The sequence below is a fragment of the Lysinibacillus sp. FSL K6-0075 genome, from assembly GCF_038592945.1.
Lineage (GTDB): Bacteria > Bacillota > Bacilli > Bacillales_A > Planococcaceae > Lysinibacillus > Lysinibacillus fusiformis_F.
On record NZ_CP151947.1, the window covers coordinates 894,514 to 913,187 of the forward strand.

Consider the following 18,674-nt stretch of genomic DNA (forward strand, 5'->3'; position numbering starts at 1 on the left):
AAAAAAAATGGCCTTTACGGAGCAACAGTATGTAGATATGAGTACGAAATTACAACAAGTTAAAGAAGAAATTCATCGTTTCATTGTCGGACAGGAAGAAGCAATTGATTATACCTTGTATGCAGTATTAGCGGATGGTCATGCATTGTTAGAAGGTTTACCTGGTTTAGGAAAAACGATGTTAATTCGGACGATTTCAGAGGTACTGGATCTGTCGTTTTCACGTATTCAATTTACACCAGATCTTATGCCAGCAGATATAACAGGAACGAGCATGATTGAACGTACACCCGATGGGAAGCAGCAATTTACGTTTCAACCTGGGCCAATCTTTAGCCAAATGGTATTGGCTGATGAGATAAATCGTGCAACACCGAAAACACAAAGTGCCTTGTTGGAAGCAATGGGAGAAAAAACGGTAACGATATTAGGGGATACGAAAAAAATGGCGAAACCATTTTTTGTGTTGGCAACACAAAACCCGATCGAAATGGAAGGAACATACCCATTACCAGAAGCACAAATGGACCGTTTCCTTTGTAAAATTCTTGTACCCTATCCTGAAAAAAGTGAACTAATGGAAATTATGAAGCGAACGACAGGTGCTCAGGAAATTGGTTTACAGAAGCAGATGGATACGGAGGCTCTTATTGAAGCTCAGCAAATGGTGAAAGAAGTGATGGTTGCTGATGAAATGCTGGAGTATGCAACGGATTTAGTGGTGGCTACGCATCCTGAAAGAGCTGATGCACTTGATGAGGTTAAACAATATGCAATGTATGGCAGTGGCCCACGTGGCTTGCAGAGCTTAATCAAATTAGCAAAGGCGAGAGCTCTAATGAATGGACGTTTCCATGTTTCTGTAGCGGATATTAAGTCTGTTGCAAAGCCCGTTTTACGTCATCGGATGCTGTTGAATTATGAAGGGGAGGCTTCAGGAAAAACAGCAGATGATGTGATTGATGTTATTTTAGAAAAGGTTCAGCAAGGTGTTGGCAAGTGACAGCCAAATACTTATTGCCCGAAGACTGGTTAGCAAAAATCAGTCGCTTTCAAGTAGCGACGGCCTCCAAACTACGCGGGCAACATAAGGGCTCGCATCGTTCACAACGCTTCGGGGCCTCCCTTGATTTCTCGGATTTTCGAGAATACCATTTAGGAGATGATGTACGCCAAGTAGATTGGAACGTCTTTGCTCGTACAGATAAATACTTTATTAAAAGGTTTTTAGACGAGCAAGAGATGCGTGTACATATTTTACTAGATGCTACCAAATCAATGGGGGATCATGCTAAGTGGCTATTTGCTCGTCAAATCGTAGCCTCCCTCGGTTTAATGGTATTAGGTCGAGATGACCGTTTATCCTTTTCTATTGTTCAAGATGAAGTGAAACCACCCTTTAGACGGAAAGGTGCCATGTATCGCCGAGCTTTTTTGCAGGTAGTAACAGATATAGAGGAAGCTAATTACTCTAATCGTTTTGCCCAGAGTGCACTAAAAGCTTTGCCTAAAGATAGTACCGTATTATTCATCGTAACAGATGGATTAGAGCCAATTGAGGAATGGGAACAGCTATTGAAAAGGCTACCACGCTATGCTGGGGATGTTCGCATTTTGCAAATTGTGACGCAAGAAGAGCTGTCACCAAATTATTCGGGTGATGTACGCCTGCTTGACCGTGAAACAGGTAATGATGTGAATGTGACGATGTCCTCTAAAGTACTAGAGACCTATCATGCAAGACGCGTATTACATGAAGAAGAATTTGATGCCATTTGTCGTCGCTTTGGTGTTCGAAAATTACAATTGAAAGTGGAAGATGGATTGCAACATGCAATTTTCCAGCAATTATTAAAAGCACATTGGATTAGGTGAGGTGAGCCGTATTGGGCTTTAGTCAAATTATATTTAGCTGGACGGCCATCATCCCGGTCATTGTCCTACTCTATTATTTCTTTCGAAAAAAATATACAGAGCAAACTGTTTCTTCGACACTTTTTTGGTCGGAGATTATGCAGGAAACGCGTGTATCGCCCTATTTAAAGCATTTACAAAAAAATGCCCTACTATATTTACAGCTACTAGCGTTGCTGCTACTTGTATTGGCACTGATGAATCCATATGTAAAGAAATCAACCATTGTGGGTGCACAAACCATATTTATTGTAGATACTTCAGCTACAATGTTGGCAGGCAAGAGTCAATCAACCTTTGACACACATAAACAGGAAATGCTGACCTTGATGGATGAGCTGAATGGTCGACCTGTTACATTGATTACAACTGGTGCCGCTCCAAAAGCTGTTTTACAGCAAGAAACAAACACGAATGAAATAAAAAAAGCTATTCAAGATTTACAAGTAGCCTATGAAACAGCTGAAATGAATAAGGCACTGGATGTAGCACAGGCATTTGTGGGTGATACACCAACTTCTATCTATGTTTTTACAGATACACTTGATAAAAAACAATTACCGATGGACAAGGGTTCTGTGAAATGGCTAGTAAGAGGTGCTGCAAAAGACTTAACAAATATCGCTATTACACGCTTTGCTGCTACGACAGATGGACAAGTTACGCTGGCACTTGTACAACTCCATAATGATACCAATACCGAGCATAAGGTAACACTAGCATTGCAAAATGCAGAGGGCGAGGAGCTGGTAGCAGAAAGTGTCGTTGTGCCTCCAAATGAAGCCATTACGAAAACATTCAAAGATTTGCCTTTAGCAAAATCGATGACAGCTACTATTGATGCAAAAGATGATTATGCTGTAGACAATCAACAAACCGTTTTACTACAAACAACTACTTCTAAAATTGTTGTTGATCAAGGTATGCATCAATTGATACAAAAAGGTTTTCAAACGGTCAGTAATGGGGTGAAAATCGTTCCATCATTACAAGTAGCTGACAATCAGGATGCTACAGTAATCACAAACCAAACAGCCTTATTAGAAAAGATGGACAAACCCCTTGTATTATTTGGTCGTGACGATGCAGAAAAAGTAGAAGCAAATGGCTTGGTAAGCACTAGAAGTGATGCATTGTTTGCTTTTAGCGAACTAAAGGATGTTTATGTTAGTGCTGTTTATCCAGGCTTTGCGGACTTTGAAACGATTGCTTCTGTTGGAGAAGAGCCGTTCATCCAACGCTCCCCTAAAGGAGATATCGTTGTTTTAGCGGATATTGCCGATACAGATTGGCCATTACATCCATCATTCCCTCTATTTCTATGGAGTACTGAGCAGCAGCTAACAGAAACAGTTGGTTCACTTGGGATTTTTTCACCCAATGAACAGCGTGCAGTAGCTTTAGCGCAAGGAGAGTGGAATGTTTATTCGCAAGAAGACGAGTTTCTTTCGACTGTTACGAAGGGCATGCTAACTGCACCAAAACAACCAGGCATTTATATGATACGTTCAAATAATGAAGAAAAACAATTGATTGTGCAATTGCAAGCCCAAGAACGTGTCATTGAACAAGGAACAAGCTTTACATTAGGTGATATCTCAGATAATGGGAAAGAAGAAGTATCGATGACCTCTTTCGTACCTTGGCTAATTGTGATTATTTTATTATTACTTGTTTCAGAGTGGGAGGTGCAACGACGTCGTGGATTTACGAATTGATATGCCATTAGTATTGTTGCTACTCCTTCCATTGTTCTTGTATTTTGGATGGACTTATTTTCGTGAACGGCAGCGACTCAAAAAAAGTCATATTGTTGTACTTGCTATTCGCATAGTAGCAGTAAGCTGTTTAGTTTTTGCACTTGCAGGTCCATATCTATTATTACCAATAAAAGAAGAACAAATCGTCTATTTAGTTGACCGTTCTGCTTCCATGAATGGCACAGAAGATGAAATGGTTCAGTTTATACAGGAGAGCCTACAATCAAAAAAAGAACCACAGCTTGCAGGCATTTATTCATTTTCCTCCACTTTACAAACAGAAGCCATTTTGTCTAAAACTTTAAAGGAAGTACCAAAACTTACAGAAATTAAAGCAACCGATCAAACAAATATTGAACAAAGTCTACAGCTTGCAGCAGGTATTATCGATCCGAAAAAAGCAACTCGTCTTGTGCTATTAACAGATGGTAATGAGACAAAAGGCGATGCTTTAGAATTTGCCACGAAGCTGAAAGGCTCCAATATTAGTGTGGATGTTAGACCTTTTAGTCAACCAGTTGTCAATGATGTGTCACTAAAAAGCTTTGTATCCCCTCAGGTTGCTTATGTGGGAGAGCAGCAACAATTAGTGACGGAAATTCATGCAACGACTGCAGGCCAAGGAGAGCTGTTATTATATGAAAATGATGAGCTTATTCATCGAGAGGCAGTTGAGCTGACTGAAGGCACGAATGTGTTTACCTATAAACATGCAGCGACAGCTGAAGGACTTGTAAAATATGAGGCAGTTGTTCAAGTTGGTCAGGATGCTATTTTTGAAAACAATAAGTTAACTAGTGTCACAATGGTACAAAGTGAACCACATTTACTAATCGTTAATGGTTATGAAACAGCTTCACCTATCGCAGCAGCACTTGGCAGTCAATCTATTGCCTATGATGTTGTCAATCCTCAAAGTCTACCAAATGAACTGTCCAGCTATTTGCAGTATAATGCTATTATTTTCGACAATGTGCCAGGTCATTTAGTCGGTGAGGCAAAAATGAGTGTTATTGAGCAAGCAGTCAAAAACTTTGGTGTTGGTTTTACCATGGTTGGAGGAGAAAATAGTTTTGGTCTAGGCGGCTATTTTAAAACACCGATTGAAACCTTATTGCCAGTGGAAATGGAAATTAAGGGCAAAGAGCAATTACCTTCCTTAGGGTTAGTGATTGTACTTGACCGTTCTGGTAGTATGCAAGGCTCGAAGCTAGAGCTTGCTAAAGAAGCAGCAGCACGTTCTGTTGAGATGTTGCGAGATGAGGATACATTAGGATTTATTGCCTTTGATGATCGTCCTTGGGAGATTATAGAGACAGGACCTCTTAGCAGTAAAGAAGAGGCAGTGGATACTATTTTATCCGTAACACCTGGTGGTGGAACAGAAATCTACAGTTCATTAGCTAAAGCCTATGAAAATCTAGCTGATTTAAAACTGCAACGTAAGCATATTATTCTCTTAACAGATGGGCAATCACAGTCAGGGAATTACGAGGATCTAATTGCTGAAGGAAAAGAAAACGGTATAACTTTATCGACAGTAGCGATTGGACAAGATGCCGATGCGAACTTATTAGAAGCGCTTAGTGACATGGGCAGTGGCCGTTTCTATGATGTCATAGATGAGCAAACGATTCCTTCTATTTTATCTCGTGAAACAGCTATGATTTCTCGCACTTACATTGAGGATAATCCATTCTATCCCACGATTTATAATGCAGCAGGATGGAATTCGCTGTTTGCCAATGGTGTCCCACAAATGAATGCTTACATTGGCACAACGGCAAAACAGGGGACTACTGTTGTGGCAGAAAGCGAGAAGGATGATCCTGTGTTAGCGCAGTGGCAATATGGTCTCGGTAAAACTTTTGCCTTTACATCTGATTCAACGGGTAAATGGACAGGAGATTGGGCAAGATGGCAGGATTGGGGAACATTCTGGCAAACACTTATTTCACAAATGCTACCAAGCTATAATGATGTGGCCTATGATGTAAGATTGGAAGCAGATGGTTCCTTTATGATTACCGACCCTACAAACGAAGCTGCATTTTTAGATATTGTAGCAGTTAATGAGGCTGGGGAAGAGCTAGAAACACAACTTGAAACCATTTCGGCCTCCCAAGTTCGAGCTGTAGTACAAGCCGAACCTGGATTAATATTCTTCCGTGTAGCAGATGAAAAGCAGGCCATTTATCAGGCAGGACTAAGTGTTCCTTATAGTTCCGAATACGAACTACTTCCTGTCAATGATCAACTGATAGAAGAGTTAACTCAACAAACAGGAGGCGCGGTTTTAAAGGAACCACAAGATGTATTCCGAGACTTTACAACAAAAGGAGCGGATCGACAAAATATTGCTACATGGCTTCTCTTAGCAAGTATGCTTTTATTCTTTATGGATATTACCATAAGACGTTTTGGTTGGAACTTCCTAACGAATGCGAGGAAGAAAGAACCGCTGGTTGAGGAAAAACCTATACAGGCAGAAGACACAAATGTGGCACAGTTATTAAAAGGTATGAAAAAACGATCTTAAAATAGTGGAAGCAGTGCAAAATATTAGATTTTGCACTGCTTTTTTGTATTGTTTGAATAGAGAGTTGTCCCCTTTGTAGAGAGTGGCAAGATGATCTAAAAAGTGGGAGCTTTGCTCATAAAGAGATAGAAAGCGCTCTAAGTTGAGTCAATGCCGCTCGTAAGGAGAAGGAAGGTGCTCTAAATAGAGCCGCAGCCGCTCGTAAGGAGAAGGAAGGCGCTCTAAATTGAGTCGCAGCCGCTCGTAAGGAGATGAAAGACGCTCTAAATAGAGCCGCAGCCGCTCCTAAGGAGAAGAAAAGCGCTCTAAGTTGAGTCCCTGCCGCTCCTAAAGAGAAGAAAGGCGCTCTAAATTGAGTCGCAGCCGCTCCTAAGGAGATGGAAGGCGCTCTAAGTTGAGCTATCGCCGCTCATAAGGAGACGGAAAGCGCTCCAACCAAGGCCATCGCCGCTCATAGAAGGAAGAAAAGCGCTCCAATCTTGGCCACCCCCCTCAATAAAGAGAAGAATTAAACCTCTTTACTAGCTCCGTTTTACGCAAGCTGCTAGCAACCATAACACCTAGAATGGCGCCGATTGTACTTGATGTTAAAAAGGCAGGTAGGAAGAAGAATGCTGCTACAGATGTTCCCATGAATAATTTTGCATAAGGTACGGCAATAAGTGAAGCAAGAATGCCAGTTCCCACAACTTCTCCGATGCCAGCTAACCACATTTTATTGCTATATTTATAGGCAAGGGCCGCACAGAACGCGCCAATGACACTACCAGGGATAGCTAATAGAGAGCCTGTTCCGGTAAGGATTCGAATGACGGCAGTGACAAAGGCAACTATTACTGTTGGTACGGGTCCAAGTATAATGGCTCCTATCACATTAATAGCATGCTGAACGGGGTAAGCACGTGCGATTCCTGTTGGGATAGATACGAAAGTAGAGCCTGCAACAGCAATAGCTACTAATAAAGCCATGACTGTTAATTTACGAATTGACATAAAGTTCACTCCTTTTGATAAAGTTCGTGAGGAAAAATAAAAAGGCCGCTCCCTTTAAACAATAGGAAGCGGCCTTGCGTGTATATAGTGACAACAGCAAGTAGCGCCACTTCCCTCCGCTAGTGTGAACTAGATCAGGTTCAAAGGGTCCGTATATTACCATATACGTCTCAGCCTTTTAAAGACTCCCCTAGTGGTTAAAATCATTCAATTTCGTTGACCAACATTAATGTAACATACTGCTAAAAATAGTCAATGATTTTTCAGACTATTTTGTATCGGGATGCATTAAATGAGGTGCTTTTTTCAATGTCCAGATGAGTGCAAGGAAGAAGCAAGCTAATAATATGATCGATCCGAAAATATATGGACTATTCATATTCCAGTCAAATAATAAACCAGCCAAAGCGGGTCCAATCATATTACCAAGACTCATATAGGCATTATTCAAGCCCGCAGCGAATCCTTGTTCTTTCTCTGCAAGCTTTGAGATGAGTGTATTAACAGCTGGACGAATTAATGTCGTTGCTGTAGAGAAAATCGTTGCTACAACTAATATAAGGGCAAAGCCAGAAACAAATAATATGAAGAAAATAGCAACAGATGCAATAAATAAATTGACAAGGACTACCTTCATTTCACCGAAGCGATTGAATAGTGGTGTAATAATAAACATTTGTACAACTACCCCAAAAGCACCACCGACAACTAATATAATTGCTATGTCCACAGGTGTGTAATTAAACTTTTCTGTCACAAATAATGACAATGTCGTTTGGAAGTTTGCAATTCCGAATGAGAACACCAGCATAATGATAAGCATTACAAAATAAGGCATATGTATGGAACGAGCCATTTGCTTCGCCAGATTGTCTTGCTTTTGCTTCTTTTGTGCAGTGTTTGGTTTGGTAGATGGTAATAAAAAGTAAGATAAAATAGAAGCTAGGATGGCTGCAGCTCCAGCAGTGTAAAATGGAAAATGTAAGCTAACCTTTGCTAAGAAACCACCGATTCCTGGCCCTATCATAAAACCAAGAGACATGGCAGCACCCAACATCCCCATCCCTTTCCCGCGTTCTTCATAGGTTGTGACGTCAGCGACAAAAGCCATAATAGGAGGTGCGACAAAAGCGGAACCTAGGCCACCTAAAAAGCGTGCTAAAAAGAGCATCCATACATCTGTAGCAAGGCCAAAACCGATTTGTGCAAGACCTGTCACGATGAGACCGAAAATAATTAAATTTTTTCGACCGTACTGATCGGAAAGGTTCCCAGCAATAGGAGAAAATACGAATTGAGCTAAGGCGAACGTTGCAATTAGCATACCTAGAACTTGTCCTGCTGCACCAAATATTTTTAAATACTCCGGCATGACAGGAATAATTATGCCAATACTCCCCATTGCGATAAACATATTAAACATTAAAATATACAAAGCCGCCTTATTGGACTTCTGCTGGGTCATCGAATGAACCCCCTTTTTTTGTAATCAAATATAGTACAGTCTATCATAAAGAATTATTGCTTGGCTAATAGTTAAGATTGTAGAACTGGTTCTATATTTAGAATGGTTTTCCACAAAAGTTTTCGTCCGGGCATCTACGAATTGCGAAATAATCCATTTTTGTAATAAAAATGGATGAAAATGAAGCTGTAGAATGGGAGGTGGAAAATTTTATAGCTCCTAAGTTGCAACAACAATGGATGAACTTCGCTTATGTAGAGAGAATAAAAAAATGTGAGTTAGTCTGTAATGACATAAAGGTTGGCTATAAATCCTAGCGATGATATAGCGGCATCAGAAATACTGAGTGAAGGTTATGTAATATAAAAAGTACACTTTCATGGCTTGTTTTTCGATAAAACAATATAAAGTTGTGCATGATAGATGACAATATCTAGATGCAAAGCTACTCCATAACAAATGATGTAGGAATCCTCGAAATCCAGATAAATTATTTTCTAAATATAATAATGCAAATAATCCATTGTAAAGGTTCTTATTTAATAGAAAGTTAGATAAGCAGAAAAAAACTAGCGAATGGGTGTGAAAACCAATTCGCTAGTTTAATTATCGAATACTCATTTTAAATTCTAAAAATAATTCATTGTATTTCCCTAAGTAATCTGGTCCTAAGTTTTTGTAGACCTCTAATGTATCGCGTTGTTCTTCAGAAGGATAGTAGCGTTCGTCAGAAACAACTTCTTCATCCATTAAGTCCATAGCTGCAATATTAGGTGTTGAGTAGCCTACAAAATCGGCATTTTGAGCACCAGATTCAGCACTTAGCATAAAATTGATAAAGGCATGGGCACCATCGATATTTTTCGATGTTTTGGGAATGACCATGTTATCAAACCATAAGTTTGAGCCTTCCTCAGGTACTGCAAAGTCTAGCTCTTCATTTTCATACATCATGTCTGCTGCTTGCCCAGACCACGTAAGGGCTACAGTCGCCTCATTATTGATCATTAATGGCGTAATTTCATCTCCAATGATAGCTTTCACATTTGGTGCGAGTGTGATTAATTTATCAGTAGCTTCACGTAGTTCTTGATCATCTAGTGAATTCAGAGAATGTCCAAGACTGTTTAAGCCCATCCCTATGACTTCACGAGCACCATCCACTAAAAACACTTTTCGTTTTAAGGAAGGGTCCCATAAATCGTCCCAAGAAGAGAAGTCTAAGTCTCCAACAAGGCTTGGATTGTAGACTATACCTACAGTTCCCCAAAAATAAGGGACAGAATATTTATTGTTATCATCGAATGGTAAATCTAAAAAGTAAGGATCAATATTTTTAAAATTAGGGATTTTCGTTTTATCTAAAGGAATCAATAAATTTTCTTCCTTCATTTTTTCAATCATATACTCAGAAGGCACAGCAATATCGTAAGCTGTTCCGCCTTGTTGAATCTTTGTCATCATGGCTTCATTGGAATCGAATGTTTCATAGATGACATGAATGCCTGTTTCTTTTTCAAATGCTTTTAACAAATCGGGATCAATATATTCTCCCCAGTTAAAGATGGTTAACGTGTCTTTTCCACTTTTACCGCCGCCTGCACTTAAGGCGTCAGCCGCATAGAATAAAAGGGCTGAAACGACAAGGATGGCGATGGTAGCTTGAATTAATGACTTCATCGTTGCCCCTCCATTCTTTTACTCGTACGACTTGTAATGAAATAATAACCAACAACAACTAAAACCGTAACAAAGAATACTAATCCAGAAATCGCATTCACCGTTAGAGAAATTCCTGCTCGGGCCATTGAATAGATTTCTACGGATAAGGTACTGAAGCCATTACCTGTTACGAAGAACGTCACGGCAAAATCATCTAATGAATACGTAAGGGCAAGGAAGAAGCCTGCAAAAATACCTGGCTGAATATAAGGAAGAATGACACGCATCATAACGTCCTTTTTCGTTGCCCCTAAATCTAATGCTGCATCGATTAATGAGTTATTCATTTCTAGTAGTTTGGGTAAAACCATTAGTACAACAATCGGTACACTAAATGCGACATGAGCTAATAACACAGATGCAAAGCCCAGTTTAATGCCAACCATTGTAAATAAAATTAAGAAGCTTGCCCCGATGATAACGTCTGGACTGACGATTAAGACATTGTTTAAGGATAGTAAAGTATTACGCATTTTTGAATCCTTAACCGTCACAATACCAATTGCTCCTAGCGTACCAATAATAGTAGAAATGAGAGCAGAAAGTAATGCCACGATGACCGTATTTATTAATATAACAAGAAGACGTGAATCTTCGAAAACGGCTTGATAATGCTCTAAAGTAAAGGATTCAAAATGATTCATGGAACCGCCACTATTGAACGAGTAAAAGATTAAATAGAGGATTGGTGCATAGAGAACGATAAAGACAATTGTTAAATAAACTTTGGCTGATGCAGATAGTTTGTTCATCGTACGCGACCTCCTTTATCCTTTTGTCCCGTAATTAGCATAATAATCACCATGAATAAGATTAAGAATACAGCAATAGTGGAACCCATGCCCCAGTTTTGTGTCACAAGGAATTGCTGTTCAATCGCTGTACCTAGAGTAATGACACGGTTCCCCGCAATTAAGCGAGTAATCATGAAAAGGGATAGTGCTGGGATAAAGACAACTTGAATTCCAGACTTAACGCCATCCATTGTCAAGGGTAAAACAACGCGACGGAAGGTTGTAAAAGCCGAAGCACCTAAATCACGTGCTGCATAAATGAGCGTTGGGTTTAATCGATCTAAAGAGTTGAAAATCGGTAAAATCATAAATGGAATAAAAATATAGACCGATACAAAAACAAAGCTAATATCAGTAAAGAGCATTTGCTTTGGATCGAAGCCAAATACTTCGATAAATGCATTAATTGGGCCGTATAACCCAAAGATGCCGATAAAGGCATATGTTTTTAATAAAAGATTAATCCATGAAGGAATAATAATAAGCAGAAGCCAAAGTTGTTTATGTTTTGTCTTCGTTAAGAAATAGGCAGTTGGATATGAGATTAATAATGTAAAGAATGTAATTAAAAATGCATACCAAAACGAGCTCAAAGTCATTTTTAAGTAAACAGAAGAAAAGAATCCTTTATAGTTATCGAGCGTAAAGTTGCCATGTAAATCAAGTAGGGAATAATAAACAACGAGTGCAATCGGCGCGATAACGAAAAAGGCAATCCATAACACATATGGAAATAACGCTGATTTCGATGTTTTAGTTTGCATCTTCATCGTCCCCATACGATTCTAATCGTTTATCAAACTCTTCCTCTGTTTCGTTTAAGCGCATTACATGAATCGCCTCAGGATCAAAGTCTAAGCCAATTTCAGTCCCTACTTCTGCTTTCTTCAATGAATGGACTAACCACTCATTACCATCTTTATCGTATGTTGATAATTCATAATGTACGCCTCGGAATAATTGTGTATCCACTTTTACCACAAGTTTTCCTTTATCAACCGTTGTCATTTCTAAATCTTCTGGTCGAATGACAATGTCTATTTTTTCATTTAGCTTCATCCCTTGGTCGACACATTCGAAAACTTTGCCAGCAAATTCAACCTTGAAATCCTCAATCATTACACCAGGTACAATATTGGATTCACCTATAAAGTCAGCAACGAAGCGGTTAATCGGTTCATCATAAATATCCACCGGTGTACCTGATTGCTGAATTTGTCCTTCACTTAAGACAAAAATTTCGTCACTCATTGCAAGTGCTTCTTCTTGATCATGTGTAACAAAGACAAAAGTTTTGCCAAGACGTTGCTGTAGTTCACGAAGCTCATATTGCATTTCTGTACGTAGCTTTAAGTCTAAAGCTGAAAGTGGCTCATCCAGTAAAATTACTTCAGGATCATTGACAATGGCACGTGCAATCGCCACACGTTGTCGTTGTCCACCAGACATTTCAGATATTTCACGGTTACCATAGCCTGCCAAATTGACAAACTTTAAGGCTTCAGCCACACGCTCTTTAATGTCCTTTTCAGGGAGCTTTTTAATACGTAGGCCAAATGCGACATTTTCAAAAACATTTAAATGAGGGAACAGCGCATAATCCTGAAAAACAGTATTAACCTGACGTTCATTGGCAGGAACTGCATTAATCTTTTTATCATGGAAAAATACATCCCCTGTTGTAGGTTCCGTAAATCCTGCAATAATTCGTAAAATGGTTGTTTTACCACAACCTGATGGACCAAGGAGTGTGTAAAATTTCCCTTTTTCAAGCTCCAAATTGATATTTTTTAAAACGACGGTACCGTCACTATATGACTTTGAAACATTTTCAAAGCGGATAATTGAATTTGTTGTCATGGATGCGCCTCCTTAAGCTATAAATAAGAATCTGTTGCGACAAGTAAAATTTTTGTTTCATCATCATGTGCATTAAAAATCTGATGATGGTCTGTCGCGTCATAATAAAGTGCATTGCCTTCACTTGCGATATACTGTTCATTCCCTAAAACGAGACGAATACGTCCTTTAACCACATAAATAAATGTTTCAGAGAGCGAAGGCTCAAACTGTTTGAACTCGCCATCTGCGGCAAAGGTTAAGAAAATGGGTTCCATCTCTTTTTCATTCGAAGTAGGAATTAGCCATTGAATTTCATATTTTTTTTCTTCATCCGTATAGGTAGATTGATCTTCCTCTGTATAAACAACCTTCTGTTCAGGTGATTCATCATCAAAAAAGTCTTTAGGTCTCGACCCTAAAACTTCTAATATTGAAAATAATGTTTCAATAGAAGGTGAGTTTAGATCACGTTCTAATTGGGAAATATAACCTTTACTTAAATCTGTACGTTCTCCAAGTTCCTCTTGGGTAAGACCTTTTTTTAAACGAAGCGCTTTAATTTTTGCTCCTATTTGCATCTTTTCCCTCCTAAGAGAAGTTTAGCAATGATAAACTTTCGAAATATGAAGTTTACTTTAACGAAACTTTTAGTTTACTAAAACCATTACAATTATACATAATAATAAAAAATTTGCAATCGTTTTTCGTGAAAAAAATAGCTATAAAATGTTAAAAAAAGAGGTATAAATTTAATTGAGAAAAAAATTGTATAGTGTAGAAAATTATTGTTAAAAATAGCTGATAGAAAGACAGTAGCGATAATTCCATTGATGGATTTGACGAATTTTTGTCAATCGATTTCAATCATCCAAACGGGCGGAGTTTACTTGTTTGAAAAACTACGGTTACTCTGCTATCGTAGAAGACGAGTTCGCTAGTGCGAATGGAATATATAAACTACATATTTATTCGGAGGGATTTATTATGGCAGAACGCATGGTAGGTAAACAAGCACCTGACTTTACAATGGAAGCAGTACTTTCAGACAAATCATTTGGTAAAGTATCATTAGAAGATATTAAAGCACAAGATAAATGGACAGTTCTTTTCTTCTATCCAATGGACTTTACATTCGTATGTCCAACTGAAATCACTGCAATGAGCGATCGTTATGACGAGTTCGAAGACTTAGATGCAGAAGTAATCGGTGTTTCTACTGACACGATCCATACACACTTAGCATGGATTAATACAGACCGCACGCAAAATGGTCTTGGTGAATTAAAATACCCATTAGCTGCTGATACTAACCATCAAGTATCTAAAGAATATGGTGTTTTAATTGAAGAAGAAGGTATCGCATTACGTGGTTTATTCATCATCAACCCAGAAGGCGAATTAAAATACCAAACAGTATTTGATAACAACATCGGCCGTGATGTTGATGAAACACTACGTGTACTTCAAGCACTACAAACGGGTGGTCTTTGCCCAGCTAACTGGCGTCCAGGCCAAGCAACTCTATAATTTAAATAGAGTCCAGTCATTATGCAACAAATTAACAGTCCCCACGACAAGTTTGTGGGGACTTTTAACTGAATTTTTCTTTTTGGAAAGATTTTTTAGACCGTTAGCTAAATATCTGAAGACAAACTATCTATTAGAGGAGGATTTTTATGAAACTTCGTGAACAAATGCCTGAATTAGTAGGCGCAACGACTTGGTTAAATGGTGAAGTATCAAAAGCGGAATTAGTAGGCAAAAAACCAACTTTAATTCACTTCTGGTCAGTAAGCTGCCATTTATGTAAAGAAGCAATGCCAGACGTAAACAATTTCCGCGATCAATATAAAGATGAATTAAACGTTGTAGCAGTACATATGCCACGTTCTGAGGCAGATACTGATTTAGATACAATAAAAGCAGTAGCAGCAGAGCATGATATTGTGCAACCAATCTTTGTAGACAGTGAAATGAAACTAACAGATGCTTTTGAAAACCAATATGTACCAGCGTATTTTGTGTTCGATAAAGATGGTCAGCTGCGTCATATGCAAGCTGGTGGTAGTGGTATGAAAATGCTAGAAAAACGTGTAAACCGCGTGCTAGATGAGATGCGTAACGCTGAATAATAACGATATGTTGAAGACGGGGATCTAAGTCCTCGTCTTTTTTGTTGTCCAACATTGACGAATAGGCTCTTGTTTTGACAATACATATCGCAGAGAATACGCTACAATGGTGGTATAGTAGTTTTCGGAGGGATTTTTATGATGAAAAAAGAGTTTGCAGTCATAGGGCTTGGACGTTTTGGAGGAAGTATTGTTCGTGAATTAATGAGTCAGGGCGCACAAGTAATGGCGATTGACCATTCTTCAGAGCGTGTAGATGAGTTTGCTTCCATTGCTACACAAGCTGTTATTGCAGATTCAACCGATGAGTCGGTACTGAATTCATTAGGCATTCGTAATTTTGAGCACGTAATTGTAGCAATTGGGGAAGATATTCAAGCAAGTATATTAACAACCATCATTTTAAAGGAAATTGGTGTTGAGCAAATTACGGTAAAGGCTCAAAACGATTACCATGAAAAGGTTTTACGTAAAATTGGCGCAGATTTTGTCGTCCATCCTGAGCGAGATATGGGGATTCGTATTGCCAATAATATGTTATCAAATACTGTACTAGATTATTTAGAGCTATCAGATGAACACTCCATTATGGAATTAAAGGCCAATGATGCGATTGCAGGATACTCCATTATGGATTTGGATATTCGCGCTAAATATGGCATCAACATTGTAGGAATCAAGCGTGGAGCTGACATTATTGTATCTCCACAGGCAAGTGACAAGATTTTACTAGGAGATATTATGCTTGTTATAGGCGCTGATGTGGATATAAATCGTTTTGTTAAAAAGGCATTGAATGGGTAAGAGCAAATGACAAAACGCAGATGGAGACTTGTTATATTTGCTGGTATATTATTAATTGGTGGATTTATCATGCAAAACAGAGAAAAAAGTGAAGATGAGGCAATCTCTCTTGTTCTAGATCATGCCACAGAAATTGACGACATTGATTTATTTCAAGGAGACCAATCACTTTTTCGTGCTACAGGCGATGAAGCACAACATTTTATTGAGAAATATCCATTAAGTCATGTAAGGAAGCTTTCCAAAAAGGAAAGGACTATTTTTGAAGAAAAGCCAGCTTATCATATTGTTTATAAAATGAAGGATAAGACTATATATGAGGTGGAAATTTTAAAAGTGGCCATTAGTTCTGAACTCGATGAAGAGTTGCAGCAAATGGTTTTTCCTATAGGTGATGCACAATATTTGATCTATTGGACAAAAGAGAAAAAGGCACTTGAACAATCAATCAATACGCAACGTTTACTTGAACAATACGGACAATAATATAGGTAGTGATTCAGCAATTCATGCTGGTCACTACTTTTTTATTCTATTATTAAGAAAAATTGGAAAAAATATTTGATTTCATTCAGAGAGTTAGATTAAACTTTGACATAAAGAAGGGGGCTAGATGTAATGAAAATCATGTCAACTAACTGTGTAATCGAACGAATACAACCAGAGCATTTCACAGATATACATATACTCTACTCTAATAAACAAGTTCGAACTTTTCTCGGGGGTGTTCCATCAAACAACTATATAGAAGCATCTTTTAAAGGCATGCTAGAAGCACCATTCCCTAATACATATTTATATATCACTTTAAAGACGACAGGTGAATTTATAGGTCTTGTCTCGATCGATGAATACCATGATAAGGATTTATATGAGCTTTCCTATCAATTTTTACCTCAGTTTTGGGGGAGGGGGTTAGCTTTTGAAGTGCTTACACAGGTAATTGAGGAGGGGTTGAATTATCTGAATATAGCATCTATTGTGGCAGAAACACAAACGGCTAACAAGGCATCTTGTTGCTTACTTGAAAAATTAGGGATGAAGAAAGTTCGGACGTTAGAAAGATTTGGACATGAACAAGCTGTATATGAATTAAGAAAAAATAATGAACGGACAAGACAAATCTTTGCCCTATCAGGCGGAGGATTTTCTCAGCAAAACCCGTCAATTATCGACGAATACATTTTACGTCAAGTTCAAGTAAATGAACGAGTTAAAATTTGTTTTATTCCCACCGCAAGTAAGGATGCACAAGGATATATCGAGAAATTTTATGCAGCGTTCCATCATTGTGAAGCAACACATATTTTGCAAAAGGATATGCTTGATAAAAATATCCGAGAAAAAGTACTAGCGCAGCATATTATCTATGTGGGTGGAGGGAATACAGGTTATCTTCTTGAAAAGTGGCGAGAATATGGTTTTGATGAATTGTTAAAGGAAGCTTATCAAAAAGGGGTAATATTAGCTGGTATCAGTGCTGGGGCCATGTGTTGGTTTGATAAATGCTATAGTGAAAACACAAATAATGATTTTGAGGAATGGAAGGGCTTAGGAATATTAGCAGGTACTTATTGTCCTCATTATGATGATCAAGAGAGAAAGTGGGCATTTGATCGCTGGTCAGGAAATCATCCTACATTACCAGCATATACACTCATTGATGCAGAGTCGCTCCATTTTAGGAATGAAAAATTAGTAGCTAAAATTCAAACCTATTAGAAGGGACATAGAAAATATGAGAATACCAGCAAAATTAACATGGGGTGATGAGATACGTGTTATTGCTCCAAGTAGAAGTGCCCAAATTTTAAAAGTAGAGATGGTTGAACAAACGAAGACCATACTGGAGAGATTAGGGTTTCGCATATCGTTTGGTCACCACATTTTTGAGTGTGATTTGCAGCAATCTTCATCCATCATGCATCGTGTTACGGATATACATGAAGCTTTTCGAGATCCACAGGTGAAAGCAATACTGACGGTGCTTGGTGGATACAACTGTAATGAGGTTTTACCTTATTTAGATTATCAAATGATTGCTGAAAATCCGAAGATACTTTGTGGGTTTAGTGATATCACGGCCTTAGCTATAGCTATTACTAAAAAATGCAATTTTATCACTTATTCAGGGCCACACTTTTCTAGCTTTCGTATGGCGCAAGCACAACAATATCAGCTGTCCTATTTTCAAAAATGTTTAATGGAGAAGAATCCATTTCCCCTAGTAGCATCTAGCGTTTGGAGTGATGATGCATGGTATATAGATCAGGAAAATCGTCATTTTGAAGCAGCCGGCTGGAAGGTCTATTCGGAAGGGGAAGTGAGTGCGCAGCTTTATGGTGGTAATTTATGCACATTAAATTTATTGCAAGGAACAGCTTACATGCCTGATTTATCGAATTGTATTTTATTTTTAGAGGATGATGAGCTTGTGAATCCTGCTATTTTTGCACGTGATCTCACGTCATTATTGCAAGCAACGACTCCAATTAAAGGATTGGCAATAGGTCGATTTCAACGAGCTTCCGCTATGACAGAAGAACAATTACATTTTATTTTAGACAAGCATCCACTATTAAAAACTATCCCTGTATTATATGATGTGGATTTTGGTCATACACAGCCGATTTTTACATTCCCTATCGGTGGGAATATCCAAATGAATACAAAAGAAATGTGGATTCAGGTGACGAAATTTTAGAAGGA

The 18,674-nt window shown here is 38.5% G+C and carries 17 protein-coding genes and 1 riboswitch; of the genes, 10 read left to right on the forward strand and 7 right to left on the reverse strand.

Annotation, left to right across the window (positions count from 1 at the left end; all coding sequences use genetic code 11):
- Positions 1–7: 7 nt before the first annotated feature.
- The 4 genes from MHB65_RS04135 to MHB65_RS04150 are packed head-to-tail and all read left to right on the forward strand — an operon-like array spanning position 8 to position 6,213.
- Positions 8–1,003, forward strand: a complete 996-nt coding sequence (locus tag MHB65_RS04135; RefSeq protein WP_205441573.1) for a MoxR family ATPase — start codon at positions 8–10, stop codon at positions 1,001–1,003.
- Positions 1,000–1,875 (forward strand): DUF58 domain-containing protein, encoded by an 876-nt coding sequence (locus MHB65_RS04140; RefSeq protein ID WP_342442583.1) that lies wholly within the window; start codon positions 1,000–1,002, stop codon positions 1,873–1,875. The genes MHB65_RS04135 and MHB65_RS04140 overlap by 4 nt, the downstream gene beginning before the upstream one ends.
- Before the next feature lie 11 nt (positions 1,876–1,886).
- Positions 1,887–3,632 (forward strand): BatA and WFA domain-containing protein, encoded by a 1,746-nt coding sequence (locus MHB65_RS04145; protein WP_342442584.1) that lies wholly within the window; start codon positions 1,887–1,889, stop codon positions 3,630–3,632.
- Positions 3,616–6,213 carry a VWA domain-containing protein gene (locus tag MHB65_RS04150; RefSeq protein WP_342442585.1) on the forward strand — a complete coding sequence of 866 codons (2,598 nt, stop codon included), beginning with the start codon at positions 3,616–3,618 and terminating at the stop codon, positions 6,211–6,213. Before MHB65_RS04145 ends, MHB65_RS04150 begins: the two co-directional genes overlap by 17 nt.
- Positions 6,214–6,705: 492 nt before the next feature.
- On the opposite strand, the gene thiW is transcribed toward MHB65_RS04150, so the two are convergent.
- From thiW to MHB65_RS04185, 7 genes are all read right to left on the reverse strand, one after another.
- A complete protein-coding gene (gene thiW / locus MHB65_RS04155; protein ID WP_342442586.1) occupies positions 6,706–7,206 on the reverse strand; it encodes an energy coupling factor transporter S component ThiW in 501 nt (166 codons plus the stop codon).
- A gap of 94 nt (positions 7,207–7,300) precedes the next feature.
- Positions 7,301–7,408, reverse strand: a riboswitch (TPP riboswitch).
- Positions 7,409–7,474: 66 nt separating this feature from the next.
- On the reverse strand, positions 7,475–8,671 hold the full coding sequence (locus MHB65_RS04160; RefSeq protein ID WP_342442587.1) for an MFS transporter: 1,197 nt from the start codon (positions 8,669–8,671) through the stop codon (positions 7,475–7,477).
- 606 nt (positions 8,672–9,277) lie between these two features.
- Positions 9,278–10,351, reverse strand: coding sequence for an ABC transporter substrate-binding protein (locus MHB65_RS04165; protein WP_205441591.1), 1,074 nt, complete (start codon positions 10,349–10,351; stop codon positions 9,278–9,280).
- Positions 10,348–11,145 carry an ABC transporter permease gene (locus tag MHB65_RS04170; RefSeq protein ID WP_205441593.1) on the reverse strand — a complete coding sequence of 266 codons (798 nt, stop codon included), beginning with the start codon at positions 11,143–11,145 and terminating at the stop codon, positions 10,348–10,350. The genes MHB65_RS04165 and MHB65_RS04170 overlap by 4 nt, the downstream gene beginning before the upstream one ends.
- A complete protein-coding gene (locus tag MHB65_RS04175; RefSeq protein ID WP_205441595.1) occupies positions 11,142–11,951 on the reverse strand; it encodes an ABC transporter permease in 810 nt (269 codons plus the stop codon). Before MHB65_RS04175 ends, MHB65_RS04170 begins: the two co-directional genes overlap by 4 nt.
- Positions 11,941–13,047 carry an ABC transporter ATP-binding protein gene (locus MHB65_RS04180; protein WP_205441597.1) on the reverse strand — a complete coding sequence of 369 codons (1,107 nt, stop codon included), beginning with the start codon at positions 13,045–13,047 and terminating at the stop codon, positions 11,941–11,943. The genes MHB65_RS04175 and MHB65_RS04180 overlap by 11 nt, the downstream gene beginning before the upstream one ends.
- A gap of 17 nt (positions 13,048–13,064) precedes the next feature.
- Positions 13,065–13,607, reverse strand: a complete 543-nt coding sequence (locus MHB65_RS04185) for an XRE family transcriptional regulator (RefSeq protein WP_004224674.1) — start codon at positions 13,605–13,607, stop codon at positions 13,065–13,067.
- Between the two features lie 406 nt (positions 13,608–14,013).
- On the opposite strand from MHB65_RS04185, the gene MHB65_RS04190 reads away from it, so the two are divergent.
- The 6 genes from MHB65_RS04190 (at position 14,014) to MHB65_RS04215 (ending at position 18,669) form a co-directional block, all read left to right on the forward strand.
- Complete coding sequence (locus tag MHB65_RS04190; RefSeq protein ID WP_004224676.1) at positions 14,014–14,556, forward strand: peroxiredoxin; 543 nt, start codon at positions 14,014–14,016, stop codon at positions 14,554–14,556.
- Between the two features lie 149 nt (positions 14,557–14,705).
- The gene (locus tag MHB65_RS04195) at positions 14,706–15,161 is read left to right on the forward strand and encodes a redoxin domain-containing protein (protein ID WP_205441599.1); all 456 of its coding nucleotides are present in this window, start codon (positions 14,706–14,708) and stop codon (positions 15,159–15,161) included.
- 141 nt (positions 15,162–15,302) lie between these two features.
- A complete protein-coding gene (locus MHB65_RS04200) occupies positions 15,303–15,965 on the forward strand; it encodes a TrkA family potassium uptake protein (RefSeq protein WP_004224679.1) in 663 nt (220 codons plus the stop codon).
- A gap of 6 nt (positions 15,966–15,971) precedes the next feature.
- A complete protein-coding gene (locus tag MHB65_RS04205) occupies positions 15,972–16,451 on the forward strand; it encodes a hypothetical protein (protein WP_342442588.1) in 480 nt (159 codons plus the stop codon).
- 132 nt (positions 16,452–16,583) lie between these two features.
- The gene (locus tag MHB65_RS04210) at positions 16,584–17,687 is read left to right on the forward strand and encodes a GNAT family N-acetyltransferase (RefSeq protein ID WP_342442589.1); all 1,104 of its coding nucleotides are present in this window, start codon (positions 16,584–16,586) and stop codon (positions 17,685–17,687) included.
- A gap of 16 nt (positions 17,688–17,703) precedes the next feature.
- Entirely contained in the window at positions 17,704–18,669 is a 966-nt protein-coding gene (locus MHB65_RS04215; RefSeq protein WP_342442590.1) for a S66 peptidase family protein, read from the forward strand.
- Positions 18,670–18,674: the final 5 nt, after the last annotated feature.

Excerpts from the sequence above, each read along its gene's own strand:
- MHB65_RS04205 (WP_342442588.1), top strand. The coding sequence starts at position 15,972 with ATGACAAAACGCAGATGGAGACTTGTTATATTTGCTGGTATATTATTA.
- MHB65_RS04170 (WP_205441593.1), bottom strand. The coding sequence starts at position 11,145 with ATGAACAAACTATCTGCATCAGCCAAAGTTTATTTAACAATTGTCTTT.
- MHB65_RS04210 (WP_342442589.1), top strand. The coding sequence starts at position 16,584 with ATGAAAATCATGTCAACTAACTGTGTAATCGAACGAATACAACCAGAG.
- MHB65_RS04175 (WP_205441595.1), bottom strand. The coding sequence starts at position 11,951 with ATGCAAACTAAAACATCGAAATCAGCGTTATTTCCATATGTGTTATGG.
- MHB65_RS04180 (WP_205441597.1), bottom strand. The coding sequence starts at position 13,047 with ATGACAACAAATTCAATTATCCGCTTTGAAAATGTTTCAAAGTCATAT.
- MHB65_RS04160 (WP_342442587.1), bottom strand. The coding sequence starts at position 8,671 with ATGACCCAGCAGAAGTCCAATAAGGCGGCTTTGTATATTTTAATGTTT.
- MHB65_RS04200 (WP_004224679.1), top strand. The coding sequence starts at position 15,303 with ATGAAAAAAGAGTTTGCAGTCATAGGGCTTGGACGTTTTGGAGGAAGT.
- MHB65_RS04185 (WP_004224674.1), bottom strand. The coding sequence starts at position 13,607 with ATGCAAATAGGAGCAAAAATTAAAGCGCTTCGTTTAAAAAAAGGTCTT.
- MHB65_RS04190 (WP_004224676.1), top strand. The coding sequence starts at position 14,014 with ATGGCAGAACGCATGGTAGGTAAACAAGCACCTGACTTTACAATGGAA.
- MHB65_RS04165 (WP_205441591.1), bottom strand. The coding sequence starts at position 10,351 with ATGAAGTCATTAATTCAAGCTACCATCGCCATCCTTGTCGTTTCAGCC.
- MHB65_RS04195 (WP_205441599.1), top strand. The coding sequence starts at position 14,706 with ATGAAACTTCGTGAACAAATGCCTGAATTAGTAGGCGCAACGACTTGG.
- thiW (WP_342442586.1), bottom strand. The coding sequence starts at position 7,206 with ATGTCAATTCGTAAATTAACAGTCATGGCTTTATTAGTAGCTATTGCT.
- MHB65_RS04215 (WP_342442590.1), top strand. The coding sequence starts at position 17,704 with ATGAGAATACCAGCAAAATTAACATGGGGTGATGAGATACGTGTTATT.
- MHB65_RS04135 (WP_205441573.1), top strand. The coding sequence starts at position 8 with ATGGCCTTTACGGAGCAACAGTATGTAGATATGAGTACGAAATTACAA.